Source organism: Xanthomonas sacchari (assembly GCF_024266585.1).
GTDB lineage: Bacteria > Pseudomonadota > Gammaproteobacteria > Xanthomonadales > Xanthomonadaceae > Xanthomonas_A > Xanthomonas_A sacchari_C.
Genome location: NZ_CP100647.1, coordinates 870847 through 888899 on the forward strand (window position 1 = coordinate 870847; position 18053 = coordinate 888899).

Below are 18053 nucleotides of genomic sequence, written 5' to 3' on the forward strand. Positions count from 1 at the left end.
CCCGCCATGTCCGCTTCCCGATTCGTATGCGTGCGCGCCGGCTGGCGCCTGGCCGCGTTGCTGTGCGTCGCCATCGTCGCCTGGCCGGCGGCCGCGTCGCCCAAACCGTCCGCTGCCGCGGACGCGGACGCGGCGGAGGTCCGCCTGGCGATCGTGGTGATGCGTCACGGCGTGCGCGCGCCGACGCAATCGCCCGAGGAGCTGGCCAAGTACGCCGCGCAGCCGTGGCCGCAATGGCCGGTGGCGCCCGGCCAGCTCACCGCGCACGGGGCGGCCGGCATGCAGGCGCTGGGCGCGCGCTACCGGCAGCGCTGGCTGGATGCGGCGGTGCTGGCGCCGGACTGCGCCGCGTCCGGTGCGGTGGTGATCGCCGACAGCACGCCGCGCAACCACGCCAGCGCGGCGGCGTTTGCCGAGGGGCTGCTGCCGGGGTGTCAGGCGCACTACCTGGCCTTGCCGACGACGCAGAACAATCCGCTGTTCCACTTCGGCAAGGACGAGGACAAGGACGACGACGCACCCGCGCCGCCGCCGCACCTGGACGCGGCCACCCGCACGCGGCTGCGCGCGCTGCAGCGGGTGCTGTCCGGCTGCGCCGCACCGGCCTGCGCCACGCAGGTCGCGCAGCGCCTGGACGAGCCGCAGCGGCTGCGCGATCCGGCGCAGGCAGCCAAGGCGTTGAAGACCGCCGGCAGCCTGGCCGAGAACCTGATGCTGGAATACGCGCAGGGCCTGCCGTTGCCGCAGGTGGCGTGGGGGCGGGCCGACGCCGCGGCGCTGCAGCGCCTGATCGGCCTGCACAACGCCTCCTTCGGCTACAGCAAGCGGGCGCTGCCGGCGGCGCGCGCCGGCGGCTCCAACCTGCTCGCGCACCTGCTGGCGACACTGCAGGCAGCGGCCGGGCAGGCGCCGACGGTGGCGCCGCTGGCGCCGGCCGACACGCGCGCGCTGGTGCTGCTGGGCCACGACACCAACCTGGCGCACCTGGCCGGGCTGTTCGGCATCGACCCCATCGTGCCGGGACAGCCGGACGCCTATCCGCCCGGCGGCGCGCTGGTGCTGGAGCTGGTGCGGCTGCACGGCCAGGACTTCCTGCAGCTGCGCAGCGTGGTGCCGACGCTGCCGGCGCTGCGCGGCAACCGCTTCGACGGCCGCGGCCTGCGCGCGCGGGGCTGGCCGTTGCCCGGCTGCGGCGGCCGCCTGCGCTGCCCGCTGGCGATCGCGCTGCCGGCGCTGCAGGCGCGGCTGGATCCGCAGCGGGTCCAGGCCGAGGTGCCGCCGATGACGCCATGGCCGGCGCAGGTGGCGCGGGCGGGCGATTAGGCGGCGCCTGTCGTGGGCGCTTGAGTGCGTGGAGCGCGGCGCTTGGGGCGTTGGGAGTGAGGTGACGGGTGTTCATGGTCCCGCGCGTCGCGACTGACGTCGCTCCCACAGGGTTCACCGCGTGGCGATTGTCATGCGGTTCTCCGGGGTGGCTGCACCGTCGGAGCGGCTTCGGCCGCGACCGGCCGTTCCCGGCAATGCCTGTCGCGGCTGAAGCCGCTCCTGCGCAATGCCGGGATCCTGCTGTTGCGGCAAACATCGCCGATCGTCACGGACCACTCAGCGCGGAAGGTCGATCATCGCGGTTCCCCCACGCGCCTGCGCCTGTGTGCGCCGCGCGCTCTGCCAGGACCCCGCCATGTCCCCGACCCACGCCGCCGCGCTGCCCGACACCATGACCGCGATCGAGATCCGCCAGCCCGGTGCGCCCGAGGTGCTGGTGCCGGTGCGCGTGCCGCTGCCGCACCCCGGGCGCGGCGAACTGCTGGTGCGGGTGGCCGCGGCCGGCGTCAACCGGCCCGACGTGATGCAGCGCCAGGGCCTTTATCCGCCGCCGCCGGGCGCTTCGCCGCTGCCGGGGCTGGAGTTCGCCGGCGAGGTGGTCGGCCTGGGCGAGGGCGTGGAGCGCTATCGACTGGGCGACCAGGTCTGCGCGCTGGTCGCCGGCGGCGGCTATGCCGAGTACGCGGTGGTGCACGAGCGCAACGCCTTGCCGGTGCCGGCGGCGCTGAGCCTGACCGAGGCGGCGGCGGTGCCGGAAACCTTCTTCACCGTGTGGACCAACGTGTTCCAGCGCGGCCGCCTGCAGTCCGGCGAGACGTTGCTGGTGCATGGCGGCACCTCCGGCATCGGTAGCGTCGCCACCCTGCTCGGGCGGGCCTTCGGCGCGCGGGTGATCACCACCGTGGGCTCGGCCGACAAGCGCGCCGCCAGCCTGGCGCTGGGCGCGGAGGCGGCCATCCTGTACCGCGACGAGGACTTCGTCGCCGAGACCCAGCGCCTGACCGGTGGCCGCGGCGCCGACGTGATCGTGGACCTGATCGGCGGCGACTACCTGGCGCGCAACTACCAGGCGGCGGCGCTGGACGGGCGCATCGTGCAGATCGGCATCCAGCAGGGCAAGGTGCGCGAACTGGACCTGATGCCGCTGCTGGCCAAGCGCCTGACCCACACCGGCTCGACCCTGCGGCCGCGTTCGGTGATGGAGAAGGCGGCGATCGCGCGCGAACTGGAGCAGCATGTGTGGCCGCTGCTGGCACAGGGCCGGATCAAGCCGCAGGTGGACCGCTGCTTCCCGCTGCAGGAGGCGGCGCAGGCGCATGCGCTGATGGAATCCAGCGCGCACATCGGCAAGATCGTGCTGACGACAGCAGCGCAGTGACACGGGGATCGGTCGCGGCTACCCGGTGCCGTCGTAGGAGCGGCTTCAGCCGCGACGGGCGTTCCCGTAAAAGCCCGTCGCGGCTGAAGCCGCTCCTACAGGCGATTCCGGTCGTGATGGGGGCAACGCTTGGTCGCCACCGTGCGCGCGCTGGTGTCCCGCGCCCCTCGCACCACGCGTCCCGGCACCCGCCGCACCCGCCGCTGGCCCGGTTCAAGCGCCGCGCCGTATAGTGCCGCACGCGCGGTGGTCCGCGCTTGCCCGTGCCGGTCCCTGCGTGCGCCTGCTGCCCCGTTCCGCCTCCTCGTCGTCCCTGTTGCGTTGCGTCTTGCTGCTGTTGTGGCTGTGCGCGGCCGTGGCCTCCGCCCAGCCGCAGGACGTCGACGACGCGCCGCCGGACCCGCAGACCCTGCTGGACAACGCCGCAAAGGCGCTGAAGGACGCGCGCGGCCAGGAAGTGGACGTGGGCAACCAGGCCGCCTTCCAGGATCTCGTCGCCCAGGTCTCCAATGCCGCCAGCGATGCGCAGACCGCCGCCGAGGCCCTGTCGCAGCAACTGGCGCAGGTCAATGCGCGCCTGCAGCAGCTCGGCCCGGCCGCCGCCGGCGATTCTCCCGACATCGCCGCGCAGCGCAAGGCGCTGACCAAGCAGCGCGACAGCCTGGACTCGGGGGTCAAGCGCGGCAAGCTGATGGTGGTGGAGGCGCGGCAACTGGCCGACGACATCGAACGCGCGCGCGCCGAGCATTTCAGCCAGGAACTGTCGCTGCGCTCGCCCTCGCCGCTGTCGCCGGCGCTGTGGAAGCAGATTGCCGACGATTTCCCCGACGACCAGGCCAAGCTGCTGGCCCTGTACACCCTGGGCGCGCAGTCGCTGCAGGCCGCGATCGCCGAGCACGGCGCCGGCGCGCTCGGCGTCGGCATCGCCATCGCGTTGATCCTGCTGTTCCCGCTGCGCTACCTGCTGCGCTGGCTGGGCAAGCGCTACGCGATGTCGCGCGCGCCGGGCAGCCGCCTGCGCCGCTCCGGCCTGGCGATCTGGTTCCTGCTGCTGGGCACGCTGACCCCGGGCCTGGCCGCGTTGGCCCTGGCCGAGAGCCTGCGCAGCATCGATGCGGTGCCGGAGCGGCTAGACGCGGTGCTCAACGGCTTCGTGGTGGTCAGCTTCGCTGCCGCGTTCATGGGCTCGCTCGGCGCCAGCGTGCTGCTGCCGAACCAGCCCAGCTGGCGCCTGTTCCCGATCGACGACGCCACCGCGCGGCGCCTGCGCAAATACACCTGGGCCACCGCGGCGCTGGCCTGGCTCAGCAGCATGCTGCTGGTGGTCAACCAGGCCGCCCGCACCAGCGACTCGGCCACCGTGGCCGCCGACGGGGTGATCGCCCTGGTCTACGGCGTGCTGATCCTGGCCACCCTGACCAGCCTGTCGCGGCTGCGCCGGCGCCAGTACGCCGAGGCCGCGGCGCAGGCGCTGGCCAACGAGCAGCCGCCGCCGCCCGGGCAGCATGGCGGGGCGCTGGCGCTGATCGGCGTGCTGATCAAGGTCGCGGTGGTGGTGGCGCTGCTGGCGGCGCTGCTGGGCTATCTGCACCTGGGCCTGTTCATCACCCGGCAGATCATCTGGATCACCATGATCGTCGGCGCGGTGCGCCTGCTGATGACCTTCGCCGACGACTTCGCGCTGTGGCTGTTCGCCAGCGAAGGCCGCATCGGGCGCGCCGCCAATGGCGCCTTCGGGGTGCGCTCGAGCAGCCTGGAGCAGGCCGGGGTGCTGACCTCGGCGCTGGTCCGGGTGGTCTTGCTGCTGATCGGCATCGGCGCCTTGCTGATGCCGTTCGGCACCAACGTCTCGATCGTCTCGGACTGGTTCTCGCTGCTGTCCGACGGCATCCGCGTCAGCGACAAGGTGGTGCTGTACCCGGGCGCGATCGTCCGCGCGGTGCTGGTGCTGCTGCTGGGCCTGGGCGTCATGCAGTACCTGCATCGCTGGCTGACCCAGACCTACCTGCCCAAGACCGAACTGGACGACGGCTCGCGCAACTCGATCAGCACGGTGGCGCGCTATGTCGGCATCATCCTGGCGGCGTTGTGGGCGCTGGCCGCGCTGGGCATCGGCCTGGAGCGGATCGCGCTGGTGGTCAGCGCGCTGTCGGTCGGCATCGGCTTCGGCCTGCAGTCGATCACCCAGAACTTCGTGTCCGGCCTGATCCTGCTCGCCGAGCGCCCGGTCAAGATCGGCGACTGGATCAAGATCGGCGACCAGGAGGGCGACGTGCGCCGGATCAGCGTGCGCGCCACCGAGATCCAGGTCGGCGATCGCTCCACCCTGATCGTCCCCAACTCCGAACTGATCACCAAGACCCTGCGCAACATGACCCTGGCCGGGCCGCTGGGCCGGGTGCAGATCCAGTTCGCGGTGTCGCTGGGCACCGACGTGACCAGGTTGCGCGCGCTGCTGCTGGAGCTGTACGCGGCGCACCCGGGCGTGCTGGACGACCCGGCGCCGTCGGTGTTCATCGACTCCATCGCCAACGGCCACGTCACCCTCAACAGCTTCGCCTACGTGGCCTCGCCGCGGCTCACCTACGGCACCCGCAGCGAACTGTTTTTCTCCCTGCTGCAGCGCCTGGCCGAGGAGGGCATTGCGCTGGAATCGCCGCAGGAAGTGAAGCTTCTACGCGATCCGCAGGAGTAGCCAGGAGTGGGGATTCAGGATTGGTGGTGCGCGAAGCGGCGTTGGCCGCCAGCTGCCGGCGCGGCAGGTCGCGGCTGAAGCCGCTCCTACGAATCCCCATTCCCGATTCCCCAATCCCGGCTTTCAGCGCCTACCGCGCTCCTCGCGGGCGTGCGCGCGCCGGTCGAACAGCACCGCGCTGGCGATGATGCCCAGCCCCAGCACCACGCCCAGCAGGAACAGCACCATCGCGATCGCCGGGTAGCCGAACAGCTTGCTGCCGGTGTCGATGCGCATCATCTGCGTGGAGGCCAGGATCAGTGCGGCGGTGACGATGCCGGCGGCGACGCGGTTGGCGATCTTCTGCAGGCTTTCCATCAGCCGCGATTCCTCCAGCCCGGCCACGCGCACCTGCAGGCGGTTTTCCGCGGCCAGGGTGAGGATGTCGGAGATGCGGCGCGGGCCCTCGCGCAGCAGCGCCTGCAGTTCCATCGCCTCGCTGGCCAGGTTGGCCGCCGACAGCGACTTCTTCAGCCGCGCGCGCATCACGTGCTGCAACTGGTCCTCGACCACCACGCGGGTGTCCAGGTGCGGCGACAGCGCGCGGCATACCGCTTCCAGGTTCAGCAGGGTCTTGCCGAGCAGGCTCAGCTCGGGCGGCGTGCGCAGCCCGTAGGCGGTGGCGATGCGCACCAGGTCCAGCACCACCCGGCCTTCGGACATGGCGTCGTGCGCCGCATAGCGGGCGATCATCTGCCCGGTCTCGCGCTGGTAGCGCTCTTCGTCGAAATCCTCCAGGCGCGTGCTCAGCGCGATGGTCTCCTCGGCCACCTCCTCGCCGCGGCCGTCCACCGCCGCGAACAGCAGCTTGAGCAGGCGCTCGCGCAGTTTCGGCGGCACGTGCGCGACCATGCCCAGGTCGAAGATCGCCAGGCGCCCGTCGGCGAGCACGCGCAGGTTGCCCGGATGCGGGTCGGCGTGGATCTCGCCGTGCACGAACATCTGGTCCAGGTAGCCGCGCACCAGCGCCGCGGCCAGCTCGTCCATCGGCTGCTCGGTGCGGCGCAGTCCGGAAATCTTGTCAACGCGCACGCCTTCGGCCAACTGCATGGTCAGCACCCGGCGGCTGCACAGGTCCCACACCGGCTGCGGCACCCACAGCTGCGGGAACGGGCGCAGGTGCTCGCCGAAGCGCGCCAGGTTCTCGGCCTCGGCCTCGTAGTTCAGTTCGGCCAGCAGCGCCTTGCCGAACTCGGCCAGCCAGTCGGCGAAGCGGATGCGCCGGCCGAGCCCGGTCAGCTTGTCGGCGGCGCTGGCGAAGCTGCGCAGCACCTCCAGGTCCGAGCGCACCTGCGCGGCGACCTCGGGCTTTTGCACCTTGATCGCCACCGGCGTGCCGTCGCGCAGCGCGGCGCGGTGCACCTGCGCCAGCGAGGCGCTGCCCAGCGGGGTGTCGTCGAAGGCGGAGAAGGCCTTGTTGATGCCGACGCCCAGCTCGGCCTCGACGATCTCGCGGATGCGCTCGCTCGGAATCGGCGCGGTGTTCTCCTGCATCCGCTCCAGCGCGGTGGCGAACTCCGGCGGCACCACGTCCGGGCGCGTGGACAGCATCTGCCCGAGCTTGACGAAGGTCGGGCCCAGCGCCTCCAGGTCGGTGACGAACTGTTCCGGCGTGCCTTCCGGCGGCAGCGCGTGCTCGCCCTGGGCGGTCTCCATGTCCATGCCGGAAAACACCCCGGAGCTGCGGTAGCGCAGCAGCAGGCGCAGGATCTGGGTGCGGCGGCTGAGGCCGCCGATCACGTGCGGTGCGTCCGCAGCGTCGGGCGTCGCGCTCAAGGTGGGCTCCGGGCAGGCGAAAGGCAGCCACGAGTGTGGCGACGGCCGGGTCGTCGCGCGGTGAATCCCGCGTCGCGCGTCGCCTGTTCGTCGCTGACGGGGCGGGAGGGCCGATGGGCGTTGCCCATGCGACAGGCGCGATCCCGCGCCGGTCGCCGTACAGGTGGTCCGCCGTTATCGGCGCGCCCCCCGGGGGGGCGCTGGCGATGGCGTCCTCGGCATGGTCGGGCGGCGTATCCTGCCGCGTTGCGATGACGCGGGCGGAAGGTGCGGAGTGCAGCGGAGCGAACGGGCGATGTCGATCGGGGGGCATCAGCGCCATTCCTCGTGGCGCGGCCCTCGGCGCGCTGCACCGGAGACCGCGCCATGGGACGGCGCGATGCGCGCACAGGCACGCGCTGTCGGCGCGGCTGTCGCCCGATGAGCGGGCGCCGGCTCGCGCTGCTGGCGGCGGTGGCGGTCCTGGCGCTGCTGCTCATGGCCTGGCTGGGCGACGCCGGCGCCGGCATCGCCACCGAGGTGCGCAGCGCCCTACGCGCCTTCGCACGTGCGCTGTTCTGACGCGCCGGCGGTCGGCAGCCCCTGTTCCGATGCCGCGACCGGGCTTACCCTGGGCATCCGCTGTCGCCTGCCAGGATGCGCCGCCATGTCCGTCGTCGTTTCGCCTGCCGTCCGCCGTGCCGCCCTCCTTTTCGCGTGCGCGTTGCTGGCGGTGCTGCTGTCGGCGACTGCGACCGCCGCAACCGCGACCCAGCGCTCTGTCGGCGAGGATTTCGACGCCAAGGCCTTCGCCGCCGGCAAGCGCCGCAGCTACGACCTGCAGCACTTTTCCGACCGCTACCGCGCGACGCTGGAAATCGAGGACGGCGACGGGGTGTTCCGGCCCGGGATCGTGCGCGTGTTCGCCCGCGGCAACGCCACGCCGCTGCTCGAGGTGGCCTCCTCGGAGCTGGTGCTGGACACCGACGGCAAGAGCGGCAAGGTCAAGGCCAACGTGCACGAGCTGCCGTACGGCGAGCAGAGCGTGCTGATCTACGACGACTTCAATTTCGACGGGATCAAGGACCTGGCGGTGATGGACGGGCAGAACAGCTGCTATCACGGCCCGTCCTACCAGGTGTACCTGGGCACCGCCGACGGCTTCGAGGCCAGTCCCGGCTTCACCGAGCTGGCGCAGAGCAACTGCGGCCTGTTCGAGGTGGATGCGCAGGCGCGCAAGCTCCACACCATGACCAAGGACGGCTGCTGCTGGCACCAGTACGCGACCTATTCGGTCCGCGGTGACGCGCCGCTGCTGGAGCGCGAAGTGGTGGAGGATGCGCGCAGCGAGGGGCCGGGCCTGGCGCAGGAGACGGTGTACCGCGACCGTGCCGGCAAGCGCGTGGCCGACACGCACTACCTGTGGGACGAGCAGGGTGGCACCACCACAGGCGAGCGCAGGATCCTGCTCGAGTTCCGCCTGGCGCCTGCCGGCAAGCGCATCGTGGTGTTCGCCAATGTCGGCGACGGCGCCAGCAGCCAGCCGTTCTATGCGGCGCTCGGCGCGCAGCAGCGGGTGGACCTGCTGTATCCGGACGCGCAGGGCGAGGCGATGGACTACGCCGCCGACCGGCACGTGCTCCGCTTCGCGCGTGGCGACACCACCTACCGCATCGTCGGCGATGCGCACGGCGTGCCGCAGCGCATGGAGGTGGTGGTGCGCGGCAAGACCCAGGCGTTGGCGCTGCAGCCCGGCTCGGCGCGCGGCTCGCTGCAGGCGGTGGCGCAGGCGCTGGAGGCCGCGTCGGCGGAGTAGGGGGCACGGGTCGTGGTTCCGAAGGGCGTTGGCGGTCCGGCCTTACCGCGTCGGGACTGAAGTCCCTCCCACAGTGCACTCGGGTGGTTCATTGCAGGCCTGGTGAAGCTTCAGGGAACCTCTGGTCATGGAAGCGCATCTGTAGGAGCGGATTTTTGTAGAAGCGGCTTCAGCCGCGACGGATGCGACCGGTGAAGCCTGTCGCGGCTGAAGCGCTCCTACAAAGGCGGCAGCCGGCGATGGTCCTTGAGCTGCATGCGGACACGCCTGCGTGTGCGGCGATGGCGCGATGCATGCCATGTGCTGGCTTGTCGTAGGAGTCAACTGTCATGCCCCAGCGATAACCGGAGGAGCGTACGGGGCCTGATCGCGCGCGATGGCATTGAGCCAGCGCAGGAACTTGTGCATGCAGGCGACGATGGCGACCTTGGCCGGCTTGCCGGCCGCGCGCAAGCGCGCGTAGGTGTTGGCCAAGGGGGATTTGGCGCGGATGCTGGCCCAGGTGGCCATGTACAGCACGCCTCGCACGTCGGCACGGCCGCCTTTGATGCGACGTTGGCCTTTCCAGCAGCCGCTGTCGTGATTGAACGGGGCCAGCCCGACCAGGGCGGCGAGCTTGCGTGGCGGCAGCGTGCCCAGCTCTGGCAACCGCGCGGCCAGCACTGCGCGCAGGATCGTGCCGAGCCCAGGTACCTTGGGCAAGCTCAAGCAGGTCTTGCCCTGCTGCTCGATCTCCTGCGTCAATGTCTGGATCTGCTGGTTCAGCAGGGCGATCACCTCTCGGCAGCGGTGTTGCACCTTGGCGCTGGTGATGTGTTCCAGGCGCCGCCGATGGGCATCGCGCTGGCCCACCAGGGTGGCACGCAGGTCCAACAGTTCGCGAAGAGACTGCTGGTGCTCGGGCACCACGGTCGTGGGCGTGGTCGGGATGTGCTGGGCGGCGATGGCCAGCAGGCGCGCGTCCAGGGCGTCGGTCTTGGCCTGCAGGCCCAAGGCTTGGGCTAGCTTGCGCGGACGATCGGCGGCCATCCGCACTGCCGGCAGGTCCGCCTCTCGGAGCACCCGCAGCACGGCATGTTCGTAGCCGCCACTGGCTTCCAGCAAGATCCGCTCGCAGCCCAGCTCCACCAGGCGTTGGGCCAGCACACGCTGCCCCTGTGGCGTATTGGGTTGGGTCCAGGCCTGCTCGTCCGGCAGGACATGAATGACCAGTTCGGCCTTGGATACATCGATCCCGACATAGCGCCGCATAGACGTTCTCCGCAGTAGACTCAGGAACGAGAGCACTCCTGCCGATGCCCATGCTTGTGGAGTTCGAGCTCGCGACTCGGGCAACTGTTCGGGCTGATGAGGCAGGAGATACGGGGTGCGGCGGCGCTGACTCCTACTCGTGCTTGCTGGCACTGCGGCTAAACGGCCTGCCGCACTCCGCTCTCACCTACAACGATAGACCCTCATTTGACACAAGCGGCTCCAGCCGCGACAGGCGGTCTCGACAACGCCTGCCGTCCCGGGTGACGCAGGCCTGCCTTGAACCGCGTCGGCCGACCCGACCGGCGCCTTCAGCGCCACGCCGCGAACGCCCGCGCCACCGCTTCGGCGCCGGGGTCGATCACGCCGCGCAGCGCCTCCGCCGGCACCGCGGCGGCGCGGCCGGCACCGGCGCGGGTGAGCCGTGCGGTGGCATCGGCGCCAGTGCGGGCGTCGTGCGCGGCGGCGTCCACGCCGGCGCCCTGCGCCAGCGCCTCCAGCGCCGGCAGCAGCGCATCGAGCAGGGTGCGGTCGCCGCGTTGCGCGCCACCGTAATGCTGCATCCGCGCCACGCCCGCCTGCAGCGCCTGCACCCAGTCGTGTCCGTCGGCCAATGCGGCGGCGGCGGTGGTGAACAGGATCGACAGCAGCACGCCGCTGGAGCCGCCCATGCTGTGCTCGATCGTCGCCGCCAGGCCGCGCGCCAGCGCGGTGGCGTCGCCGGTGGCCAGTGCGTCGTCGTCCAGCGCCTGCTGCAGGGCGCGCGCGCCGGCGGCGAAGGTGCTGCCGGCATCGCCGTCGCCGCTGCGTGCGTCCAGCGCGTCCAGTTCCGCCTGTGCGGCGATCAGCGCCTGTGCCACCCGCGCCAGCGCCGCCGCGCACTGCGCATCGCGCGCGCCCTCGCGATGGCCGGTGTCGCGCCGCAGCGCCGGTGCGAAGCGCTGCGGTGCATGCGGCACGCGCACGCCCGGCCAGCCCAGGGTCTGCACCGGCGCCTGCAGCGCGGCGAGCACGTCGGCATCGGCCGGCGCAAGGGTGATCGAGAACCCGTGCATGTCCATCGAGGTCATCAGCGCCGCCGGCAGCGGCATCAGCGCCACCCGCTCGACACCGATGCGCTGCAGCGCCAGCCGCGTCAGCACGCCCAGTTCCTGCGTGGAGCAACCGCCGAGGTCGTTGAGCATCAGCACCAGCGGCGCGTCGGTGCCAAAGCGGGCATCGGCCTGCGCCAGCAACGGATCCAGCACCAGCGCCAGCGCCTCCTCCACCGAGGCCGGCTGCACCGGGCGCGCGCCCGGCTCGTTGTGGATGCCCAGGCCCAGTTCCGGCGCGCGGCGGCCGGCGTGCTGGCCGGGCACGCGGCAACTGGACAGCGCCATGCCCAGCGACAGCAGGCGGTCGGCGAAGGCCTGGCCGCGCTGCGCCAGTTCGGCCAGCGGCACGCCCTCGCGCGCCAGGTGGCCCAGGTACTTGTGCACCAGCACCGTGCCGGCGATGCCACGCGGCTGTGCGGCGTCGGGCAGGGCGATGTCGTCGGCGACCAGCACGCTGGCCACCTCGATGCCCTCGGCGCGGGCGCGCTCGGCGGCCAGGCCGAAGTTGAGCCGGTCGCCGGTGTAGTTCTTGATCACCAGCAGCACGCCGGGGGCGTCGGCGCAGGCGCGGATCGCCGCCAGCACCGCCTCCACGCCGGGCGAGGCGAACAGGTCGCCGGCGATGGCGCCGCTGAGCATGCCCGGGCCGACGAAGCCGGCATGCGCCGGTTCGTGCCCGGCGCCGCCGCCGGACAGCACCGCGACCTGGCGCGGATCGCGCGCGGCCTGCAGCACGATGCGGGTGCCGCTGCCGGCCTCGGAGAGCAGCAGCGGTTGCAGCATGGCCGCGGCCGCGAGCACGTCGTCGACGATGGCGCGGGGGGCGGTGAGGAACTGGTCCATGGCATCTCCTTGGCGGCGTGTGGCGGGACTGCGCCGCAGCGTAGCCGAGTGCGGGTGAGGCGGCGGCGCGCGGCCGCGGCGAACGGTCTCGGCGAGAATCGCGCCGGCCTCGCCGACCTCGCCGACGGGCACGCGCATTGCCCGTCCCGGCCTGTTCACCTTGCCCGGTGCGCTGGCGTCCGCCTTGGACGAGGCCGCGCGCCGGGTGCCGGCGCACGCGGTGCTGGTGGTCGGCGCGTCGTCGGCGATCGACGCGGGGCACGCGCCCCTTTTCCCGCCCCCGTCCGAAGGGGGCATCACGTCGCGTCACGCCGGCCGTGCAGCGCCCGCGCACGGCGTTGGGGAAACACGCGGCGGCAAGCGTTTGTGCGGGCGGCAGCCCACCGCGCGGCGGAATCGGCGAGAATCGTCGCTCATCCCGAATGGAATCCCCGCATGGCCGGCGCCAGCCTGTTCACCCTGCTCGACGACATCGCCACCCTGCTCGACGACGTGTCGATCCTGACCAAGGTCGCGGCCAAGAAGACCGCCGGCGTGCTCGGCGACGACCTGGCGCTGAACGCGCAGCAGGTGACCGGGGTGAACGCCGACCGCGAACTGCCGGTGGTGTGGGCGGTGGCCAAGGGCTCGCTGCTCAACAAGGCGATCCTGGTACCGGCGGCGCTGGCGATCAGTGCCTGGCTGCCGTGGGCGATCACCCCGCTGATGATGATCGGCGGCGCCTTCCTGTGCTTCGAAGGGGTGGAGAAGCTGGCGCACCGTTTCCTGCATTCGCAGGAAGAGGACGCGCAGCGGCGCGCGCAGCAGGTGCAGGCGCTGGCCGACCAGCAGGTGGACGTGGTGGCGCTGGAGAAGGACAAGGTCAAGGGTGCGATCCGCACCGACTTCATCCTCTCGGCGGAAATCATCGTGCTGTCGCTGGGCGTGGTCGCCGGCGTGCCTTTCGTGCAGCAGCTCGCGGTGCTGGTGGCGATCGCGCTGGCGATGACCGCCGGCGTCTACGGCCTGGTCGCCGGCATCGTCAAGCTCGACGACCTGGGCCTGTACTTGAGCCGCAAGGGCGCCGCCGCCGCGTCGATCGGCCGCGGCATCCTGTGGCTGGCGCCGTGGCTGATGCGCACCCTGTCGATCGCCGGCACCGCGGCGATGTTCCTGGTCGGCGGCGGCATCCTGGTGCACAGCATCGGCCCGTTGCACCACGCCATCGCCGGCCTCGCCCCGACCGGCGGCCTGGGCAGCCTGGTGCTGGCGGTGGGCAATGCGGTGGTGGGTATCGTGGCCGGGGCCCTGGTGCTGGGCGCCGTGTTGGCGTTCCAGAAGCTGCGTGGCAGTCGCGAATCGTAGCGGCTGGACACCGGCGGGATGTTTTGCGGGGGCGCCGCCTTCCTGGATTTCTTGCTTTGATTGCTAGCAGCGGCTTCAGCCGCGATCGGGTATCCGGGACCGCCCGTCGCGGCTGAAGCCGCTCCTACGGCAGATCGCGATTTGCCGTCCATGTACGTGCGTACCTTCTTCGGAGGGATCGGAACTTTTCCCGGCAGATCGCTTGACAGCGGGTGTGCTCGGATACCATTCCCGATTCCCGATTCCCGATTCCCGATTCCCGGCTACTCCGCTGAAATCACCCGGTTCTTGCCCGCCTTCTTCGCCTCGTACAGGGCGAGGTCGGCGCGGCGGATCAGCGCGTCCTGCGCTTCGCCGGGCTGGCGCAGGGCCACGCCGGCGCTGAAGCTGACGAACACGCGCTGGTCCTCGTGTACCACTGCGCGCTGGGCCAGGGCGCGCTGCACCCGGGTCACCGCCGCGCTGGCCTCGAAGATCGTGCAGTCCGGCATCAGCAGCACGAATTCCTCGCCGCCGAAGCGGGCGATGGCATCGCTGGCGCGCAAGGTGGTGCGCGCCACCTCCACCAGGTGGCGCAGCGCGCTGTCGCCGCCGGGATGGCCGTAGGTGGCGTTGAGCTGGCGGAAATCGTCCAGGTCCAGCATCGCCACGCACAGCGGTTGTGCGCTGCGCTCGGTGCGCACCAGTTCGCGCGCGAACAGGTCGTCCAGGCCGCGGCGGTTGAGCGCGCCGGTCAGCTGGTCGACCCGGACCAGGCCGCTGACGTCCTGCAGTTCCTGTTCCAGGCGCAGGATGCGTTGTTCGGCCGCCTCCACCTCCTGGCGTGCGGTGATCAGGTGGTCGCGCGCGCGCAGCGCCTGCTCCTGCACGTGGCCGGTGTCCTGCAGCACTTCCTGCAGCAGGCGGTTGAGATCGGCGATGCTGCGCGCGTCGCGGATGGTCTGCGAGTAGTCGGCGATGCGGTCGTGGAATTCGCCGGTGCTGACCGCCATGCCGTCCAGGTCCTCGACGAAGGTCAGCATCAGCTCCTTCATCGCCTGCTTGGATTCGGCGATGCCCTGCTTGAGCAGGCCTTGCTTGTAGATCACCTCGCGCAGGCTGCCGCGCGCCTCCTCGATCGAGTAGCGGTCCAGCGGCCCGGCGATCAGGTCGCGCACCACCGCGATCTGGCCCTGCAGCCAGCTGGTGTCGTCGAGCAGTTCGCCGACGTTCTCCAGCAGCAGGTCGAACAGGCTCAGCAACAGGGCCTGCTGCTCCTGGCTGTCGCTGGCGCGCAGCGCGATCTGGTGGCACAGCTCTCGGACCTGCTGCGCCACCGGGTCCAGCGGTTGCCCGGGACGCCACTGGCGCAGCGCCTCGCCGCTGGCCTCGGCCTCGTTGGCGAGTTCGGGCAGGGTGTGCAGCAGCGCCGCCAGCGCGCCGGCCACGGTCTGCCGCAGCAGGTCGCGCAGGCGCTCGCTGTCGCTGGGGCCGGCCAGCGGGTCTTCGACGTCGATGGTGCGGATGTACTTGTCGATCAGCTGGCGCAGCGCGCGGCCGTAGCTGGGCCAGTCGCCGCTGCTGGCCGCCGATTGCAGGCGCCGGCCCATGTCGCCCAGCTCGCCGTGCAGCGTGGCCATGCCGTCGGCGAAGGCGCCGAGCAGGTCCAGCGGCGCGTGCGCCTGCTGGAACAGGCGGATCAGCGCGGCGGTGGCGGCGGCCGGGTCGGTGGCCGCCAGCGCAGGCGTTGCCGCAGGGGCGTGCTTGTGCCCATGGCCGTGCCCATGCGCGCGCGCCGGCAGCGCCGCAGCCGGCGTCGGCGCCGGATCGCGCCTGCGCGGCGACAGCAGCTTGCGCAGTCCGCTGATCGGCGGCTCGTCGCGTTGGTCCGCCATGCCAGCCGGTTCCTCCCAGGTCAATGCGCCGCCGATGGTGGCGCTCAGGATCTGGATATCGGCGCTGGCGCCGCGCGCTTGAGCCGGCGGGCGGCGTGTCTGTGAAGCGCACTCCATTGCCGTCGCACCCTCACCCCCGGCCCCTCTCCCGGCGGGAGAGGGGAGCAACGCGGGCAGGCGGCGGAATTCGACGGAGCGGCCGCCCGTTTCCTTCTCCCTCCGGGAGAAGGTACCCCGAAGGGGCGGATGAGGGTCGGGGGCGCTAGTGTCGCGTCTGGGGAGACGGCCCCCTGGCCGCCGCACCCTCACCCCCAACCCCTCTCCCGGGGGAGAGAGGAGCACCGAGAAAATCGGGCGTGTCCTGGCGTTGTGCACGACGCGCACGACGCTGGCACTCTGGCGGCAGGCCTGCCGCGGCGCCGGCCGCGCCGCGCCCCCCCACCGCCACGGAGACTGAGCATGGCCGATCCCCGCGAACCGCTGCTGCATCCCGTGCCGATCCTGTCCTTGCGCCCGACGCAGATGACCGTGGGCATGCGCGAGGTGAAGGAGAAGCGCAAGCGCTGGCGCGCGCAGGCGTCCAGGCACAAGCAGGCCGAGTTGCTCGGCACGCACACGATTCCGGTGGTGCTGGGGCCGGACGGGCGCTACTACGTGGTCGACCACCACCACCTGGCGCGGGCGCTGCACGACGAAGGGGTGAAGGACATCCTGGTCACGGTGATCGCCGACCTCAGCGTCGTCGACAAGGACGCGCTGTGGCGCGTGCTGGATCATCGCCGCTGGGCCTATCCCTACGACGCCAAGGGCGAGCGCCGCGCCTTCAAGGACATGCCGACGTCGATCGCGGACCTGAAGGACGATCCCTACCGCAGCCTCGCCGGCGAGGTCCGGCGCGCGGGTGGCTACGCCAAGGACACCACGCCGTTCAGCGAATTCCTGTGGGCCGACCTGTTCCGCCGCCGGCTGCGGCGCCGCGACATCAAGGAGGACTTTGCCCGCGCGGTGGAGATGGCGCTCGCGCTCGCCAAGAGCCGGGACGCGAGCTACCTGCCGGGCTGGTGCGGGCCGTCGTCCGATGATTGATCGGGCGCCGCGGCACGCGCCGGCTTGCCGCCCAGCGCCGTGTGCAGGGCGCGTTCGACGCGGCCGCCGAACAGCAGGATGACGAAGGCGATGCCCAGGGACACCGCCACGATCTGCCACTGGCCGGCGCCGCACAGGATCCCGATGCAGGCGGTGAGCCAGACGCAGGCGGCGCTGGTCAGGCCGTGCACCCGCACATGCTTCCGGGTGTGATAGATAACGCCGGCGCCGAGGAAGCCGATGCCGGTGAGGATGCCCTGGATGACGCGGCTGCCGGCGTCGGTGAAACCGCCCCTGCCGAGCGGGTCGGCCAGCAGCACCACCATCGCGGTGGCCAGGCCCACCAGCCCCAGCGTGCGGATCCCGATCGGCTTGCCGTGCAGGTCGCGGTTCAACCCGATCGCCGCACCGGCGAGGGCGGCGATGCCCAGGCGCACGGCGATGTCGGACAGGTCGATCAAGGCAGGTCTCCCGGTGGATGTCGCGCCGTGGGCGGCCGGCCCATCATAGGGAAACCGGCGGCGGGCGTTCCGTGCAGGCCGTCGGCCGGCCTCAGAGCGCGGCGCGGACCTCGTCCAGGCTGGGCGGATTGGCGCCGGCGCGGGTGCAGTTGATCGCCGCGGCGGCCACGCAGAACTGCAGCAGGCGCTCCAGCGCGGCCGGCTCGCTGCCCAGCGCCGCCAGCGCGGCGGGGTCGGGCAACTGTTGCAGCAGCGCCGCCTGGAAGCTGTCGCCGGCGCCGACCGTATCGGCCACCTGCACCACCCGGCCGGGCACGCGCGCTTCGCTGTCGCCGCGCCAGGCCACCGCGCCGTCGCCGCCCAGGGTCATCACCACCAGCGACGGCCCCTGCTGCAGCCAGCTGCGGGCGACCGCGAACGGATCCTGCTGCGGATACAGCAACTCGATGTCCTCCTGGCTGACCTTGACCACGTGCGCCAGCGCGATCCAGCGCGCCAGCCGCGCGCGCCACACCGCCATGTCCGGCTCCACCGTCGGGCGCACGTTCGGGTCCAGCGAGATCAGCCGCTGCCCGCGCTCGCGTTCGGCCAGGGCCTGGAAGGTGCTGGCGGTAGTCTCGGCGACCAGCGTGTAGGAGCCGAAATGCAGGCCGCCGACGCGCGCGTCCAGCACCGGCAGGTCGGCCTCGGTCAGCGCGCGGTCGGCGCAGCCGGTGCCGTAGAAGGCGTAGTTGGGCACGCCGCCGGCGTCGAGCGCGACCATCACCAGGGTGGTCGCCTCGCGCTTGTCGATGCAGTAGTCCAGGGCCACGCCTTCGCCTTCGAGGGTGGCGCGCAGCTGGCGGCCCAGCGGATCGGTGGACAGGCCGGTGAACAGCGCCGACGGCGCCCCCAGGCGGGCCAGGCCGATGGCCACGTTGAACGGCGAACCGCCCTGGCGCGCGGTCATCCCGACCGAGGTGCCGGCGTAGCCGTCGATGAAGATGTCGTACAAGGCCTCTCCGCACACCACGAACATCGAACCGCTCCTCGTCAGATTGCAGCGCGCCGGCCGGCGCGATGGGGCGGCTATTGTGGCGTACCTGCTGCGG

At 71.9% G+C, this 18053-nt stretch carries 13 protein-coding genes; 7 read left to right on the forward strand and 6 right to left on the reverse strand.

Annotated elements, in window-relative coordinates:
- Window positions 1-6 precede the first annotated feature (6 nt).
- From NKJ47_RS03655 to NKJ47_RS03665, 3 genes are all read left to right on the forward strand, one after another.
- The gene (locus NKJ47_RS03655; protein WP_254460181.1) at window positions 7-1323 is read left to right on the forward strand and encodes a histidine-type phosphatase; all 1317 of its coding nucleotides are present in this window, start codon (window positions 7-9) and stop codon (window positions 1321-1323) included.
- Between the two features lie 358 nt (window positions 1324-1681).
- On the forward strand, window positions 1682-2704 hold the full coding sequence (locus NKJ47_RS03660) for an NAD(P)H-quinone oxidoreductase (protein WP_254460182.1): 1023 nt from the start codon (window positions 1682-1684) through the stop codon (window positions 2702-2704).
- Window positions 2705-3020: 316 nt separating this feature from the next.
- Complete coding sequence (locus NKJ47_RS03665; RefSeq protein WP_254460183.1) at window positions 3021-5399, forward strand: DUF3772 domain-containing protein; 2379 nt, start codon at window positions 3021-3023, stop codon at window positions 5397-5399.
- A gap of 123 nt (window positions 5400-5522) precedes the next feature.
- Here the strand turns inward: NKJ47_RS03665 and NKJ47_RS03670 are convergent, their stop codons facing one another.
- The gene (locus NKJ47_RS03670; RefSeq protein ID WP_254460184.1) at window positions 5523-7214 is read right to left on the reverse strand and encodes an ABC1 kinase family protein; all 1692 of its coding nucleotides are present in this window, start codon (window positions 7212-7214) and stop codon (window positions 5523-5525) included.
- A gap of 420 nt (window positions 7215-7634) precedes the next feature.
- Between NKJ47_RS03670 and NKJ47_RS03675 the strand changes: the two genes are divergently transcribed.
- Window positions 7635-7775 carry a hypothetical protein gene (locus NKJ47_RS03675; RefSeq protein WP_254460185.1) on the forward strand — a complete coding sequence of 47 codons (141 nt, stop codon included), beginning with the start codon at window positions 7635-7637 and terminating at the stop codon, window positions 7773-7775.
- Window positions 7776-7860: 85 nt separating this feature from the next.
- Window positions 7861-9009 carry an XAC2610-related protein gene (locus NKJ47_RS03680; RefSeq protein WP_254460186.1) on the forward strand — a complete coding sequence of 383 codons (1149 nt, stop codon included), beginning with the start codon at window positions 7861-7863 and terminating at the stop codon, window positions 9007-9009.
- 327 nt (window positions 9010-9336) lie between these two features.
- On the opposite strand, the gene NKJ47_RS03685 is transcribed toward NKJ47_RS03680, so the two are convergent.
- Window positions 9337-10260 (reverse strand): IS110 family transposase, encoded by a 924-nt coding sequence (locus tag NKJ47_RS03685; protein WP_254460187.1) that lies wholly within the window; start codon window positions 10258-10260, stop codon window positions 9337-9339.
- A 311-nt stretch (window positions 10261-10571) separates the two neighbouring features.
- Window positions 10572-12197 carry a dihydroxyacetone kinase subunit DhaK gene (locus NKJ47_RS03690; RefSeq protein WP_254460188.1) on the reverse strand — a complete coding sequence of 542 codons (1626 nt, stop codon included), beginning with the start codon at window positions 12195-12197 and terminating at the stop codon, window positions 10572-10574.
- A 435-nt stretch (window positions 12198-12632) separates the two neighbouring features.
- Between NKJ47_RS03690 and NKJ47_RS03695 the strand changes: the two genes are divergently transcribed.
- Entirely contained in the window at window positions 12633-13541 is a 909-nt protein-coding gene (locus tag NKJ47_RS03695; protein ID WP_254460189.1) for a DUF808 domain-containing protein, read from the forward strand.
- A gap of 263 nt (window positions 13542-13804) precedes the next feature.
- Here NKJ47_RS03695 and NKJ47_RS03700 read toward each other — a convergent pair whose 3' ends face one another.
- Window positions 13805-15415: a GGDEF domain-containing protein gene (locus NKJ47_RS03700; protein ID WP_254460190.1), complete on the reverse strand. Its 1611-nt coding sequence runs from the start codon at window positions 15413-15415 to the stop codon at window positions 13805-13807.
- A gap of 459 nt (window positions 15416-15874) precedes the next feature.
- On the opposite strand from NKJ47_RS03700, the gene NKJ47_RS03705 reads away from it, so the two are divergent.
- A complete protein-coding gene (locus NKJ47_RS03705; RefSeq protein WP_254460191.1) occupies window positions 15875-16501 on the forward strand; it encodes a ParB-like protein in 627 nt (208 codons plus the stop codon).
- Here the strand turns inward: NKJ47_RS03705 and NKJ47_RS03710 are convergent.
- Together NKJ47_RS03710 and NKJ47_RS03715 are read right to left on the reverse strand one after the other, a co-directional pair.
- Window positions 16462-16962 carry an MgtC/SapB family protein gene (locus tag NKJ47_RS03710; protein WP_254460192.1) on the reverse strand — a complete coding sequence of 167 codons (501 nt, stop codon included), beginning with the start codon at window positions 16960-16962 and terminating at the stop codon, window positions 16462-16464. The genes NKJ47_RS03705 and NKJ47_RS03710 overlap by 40 nt on opposite strands.
- Window positions 16963-17053: 91 nt before the next feature.
- A complete protein-coding gene (locus tag NKJ47_RS03715; RefSeq protein ID WP_254460193.1) occupies window positions 17054-17980 on the reverse strand; it encodes a carbohydrate kinase family protein in 927 nt (308 codons plus the stop codon).
- Window positions 17981-18053 lie beyond the last annotated feature (73 nt).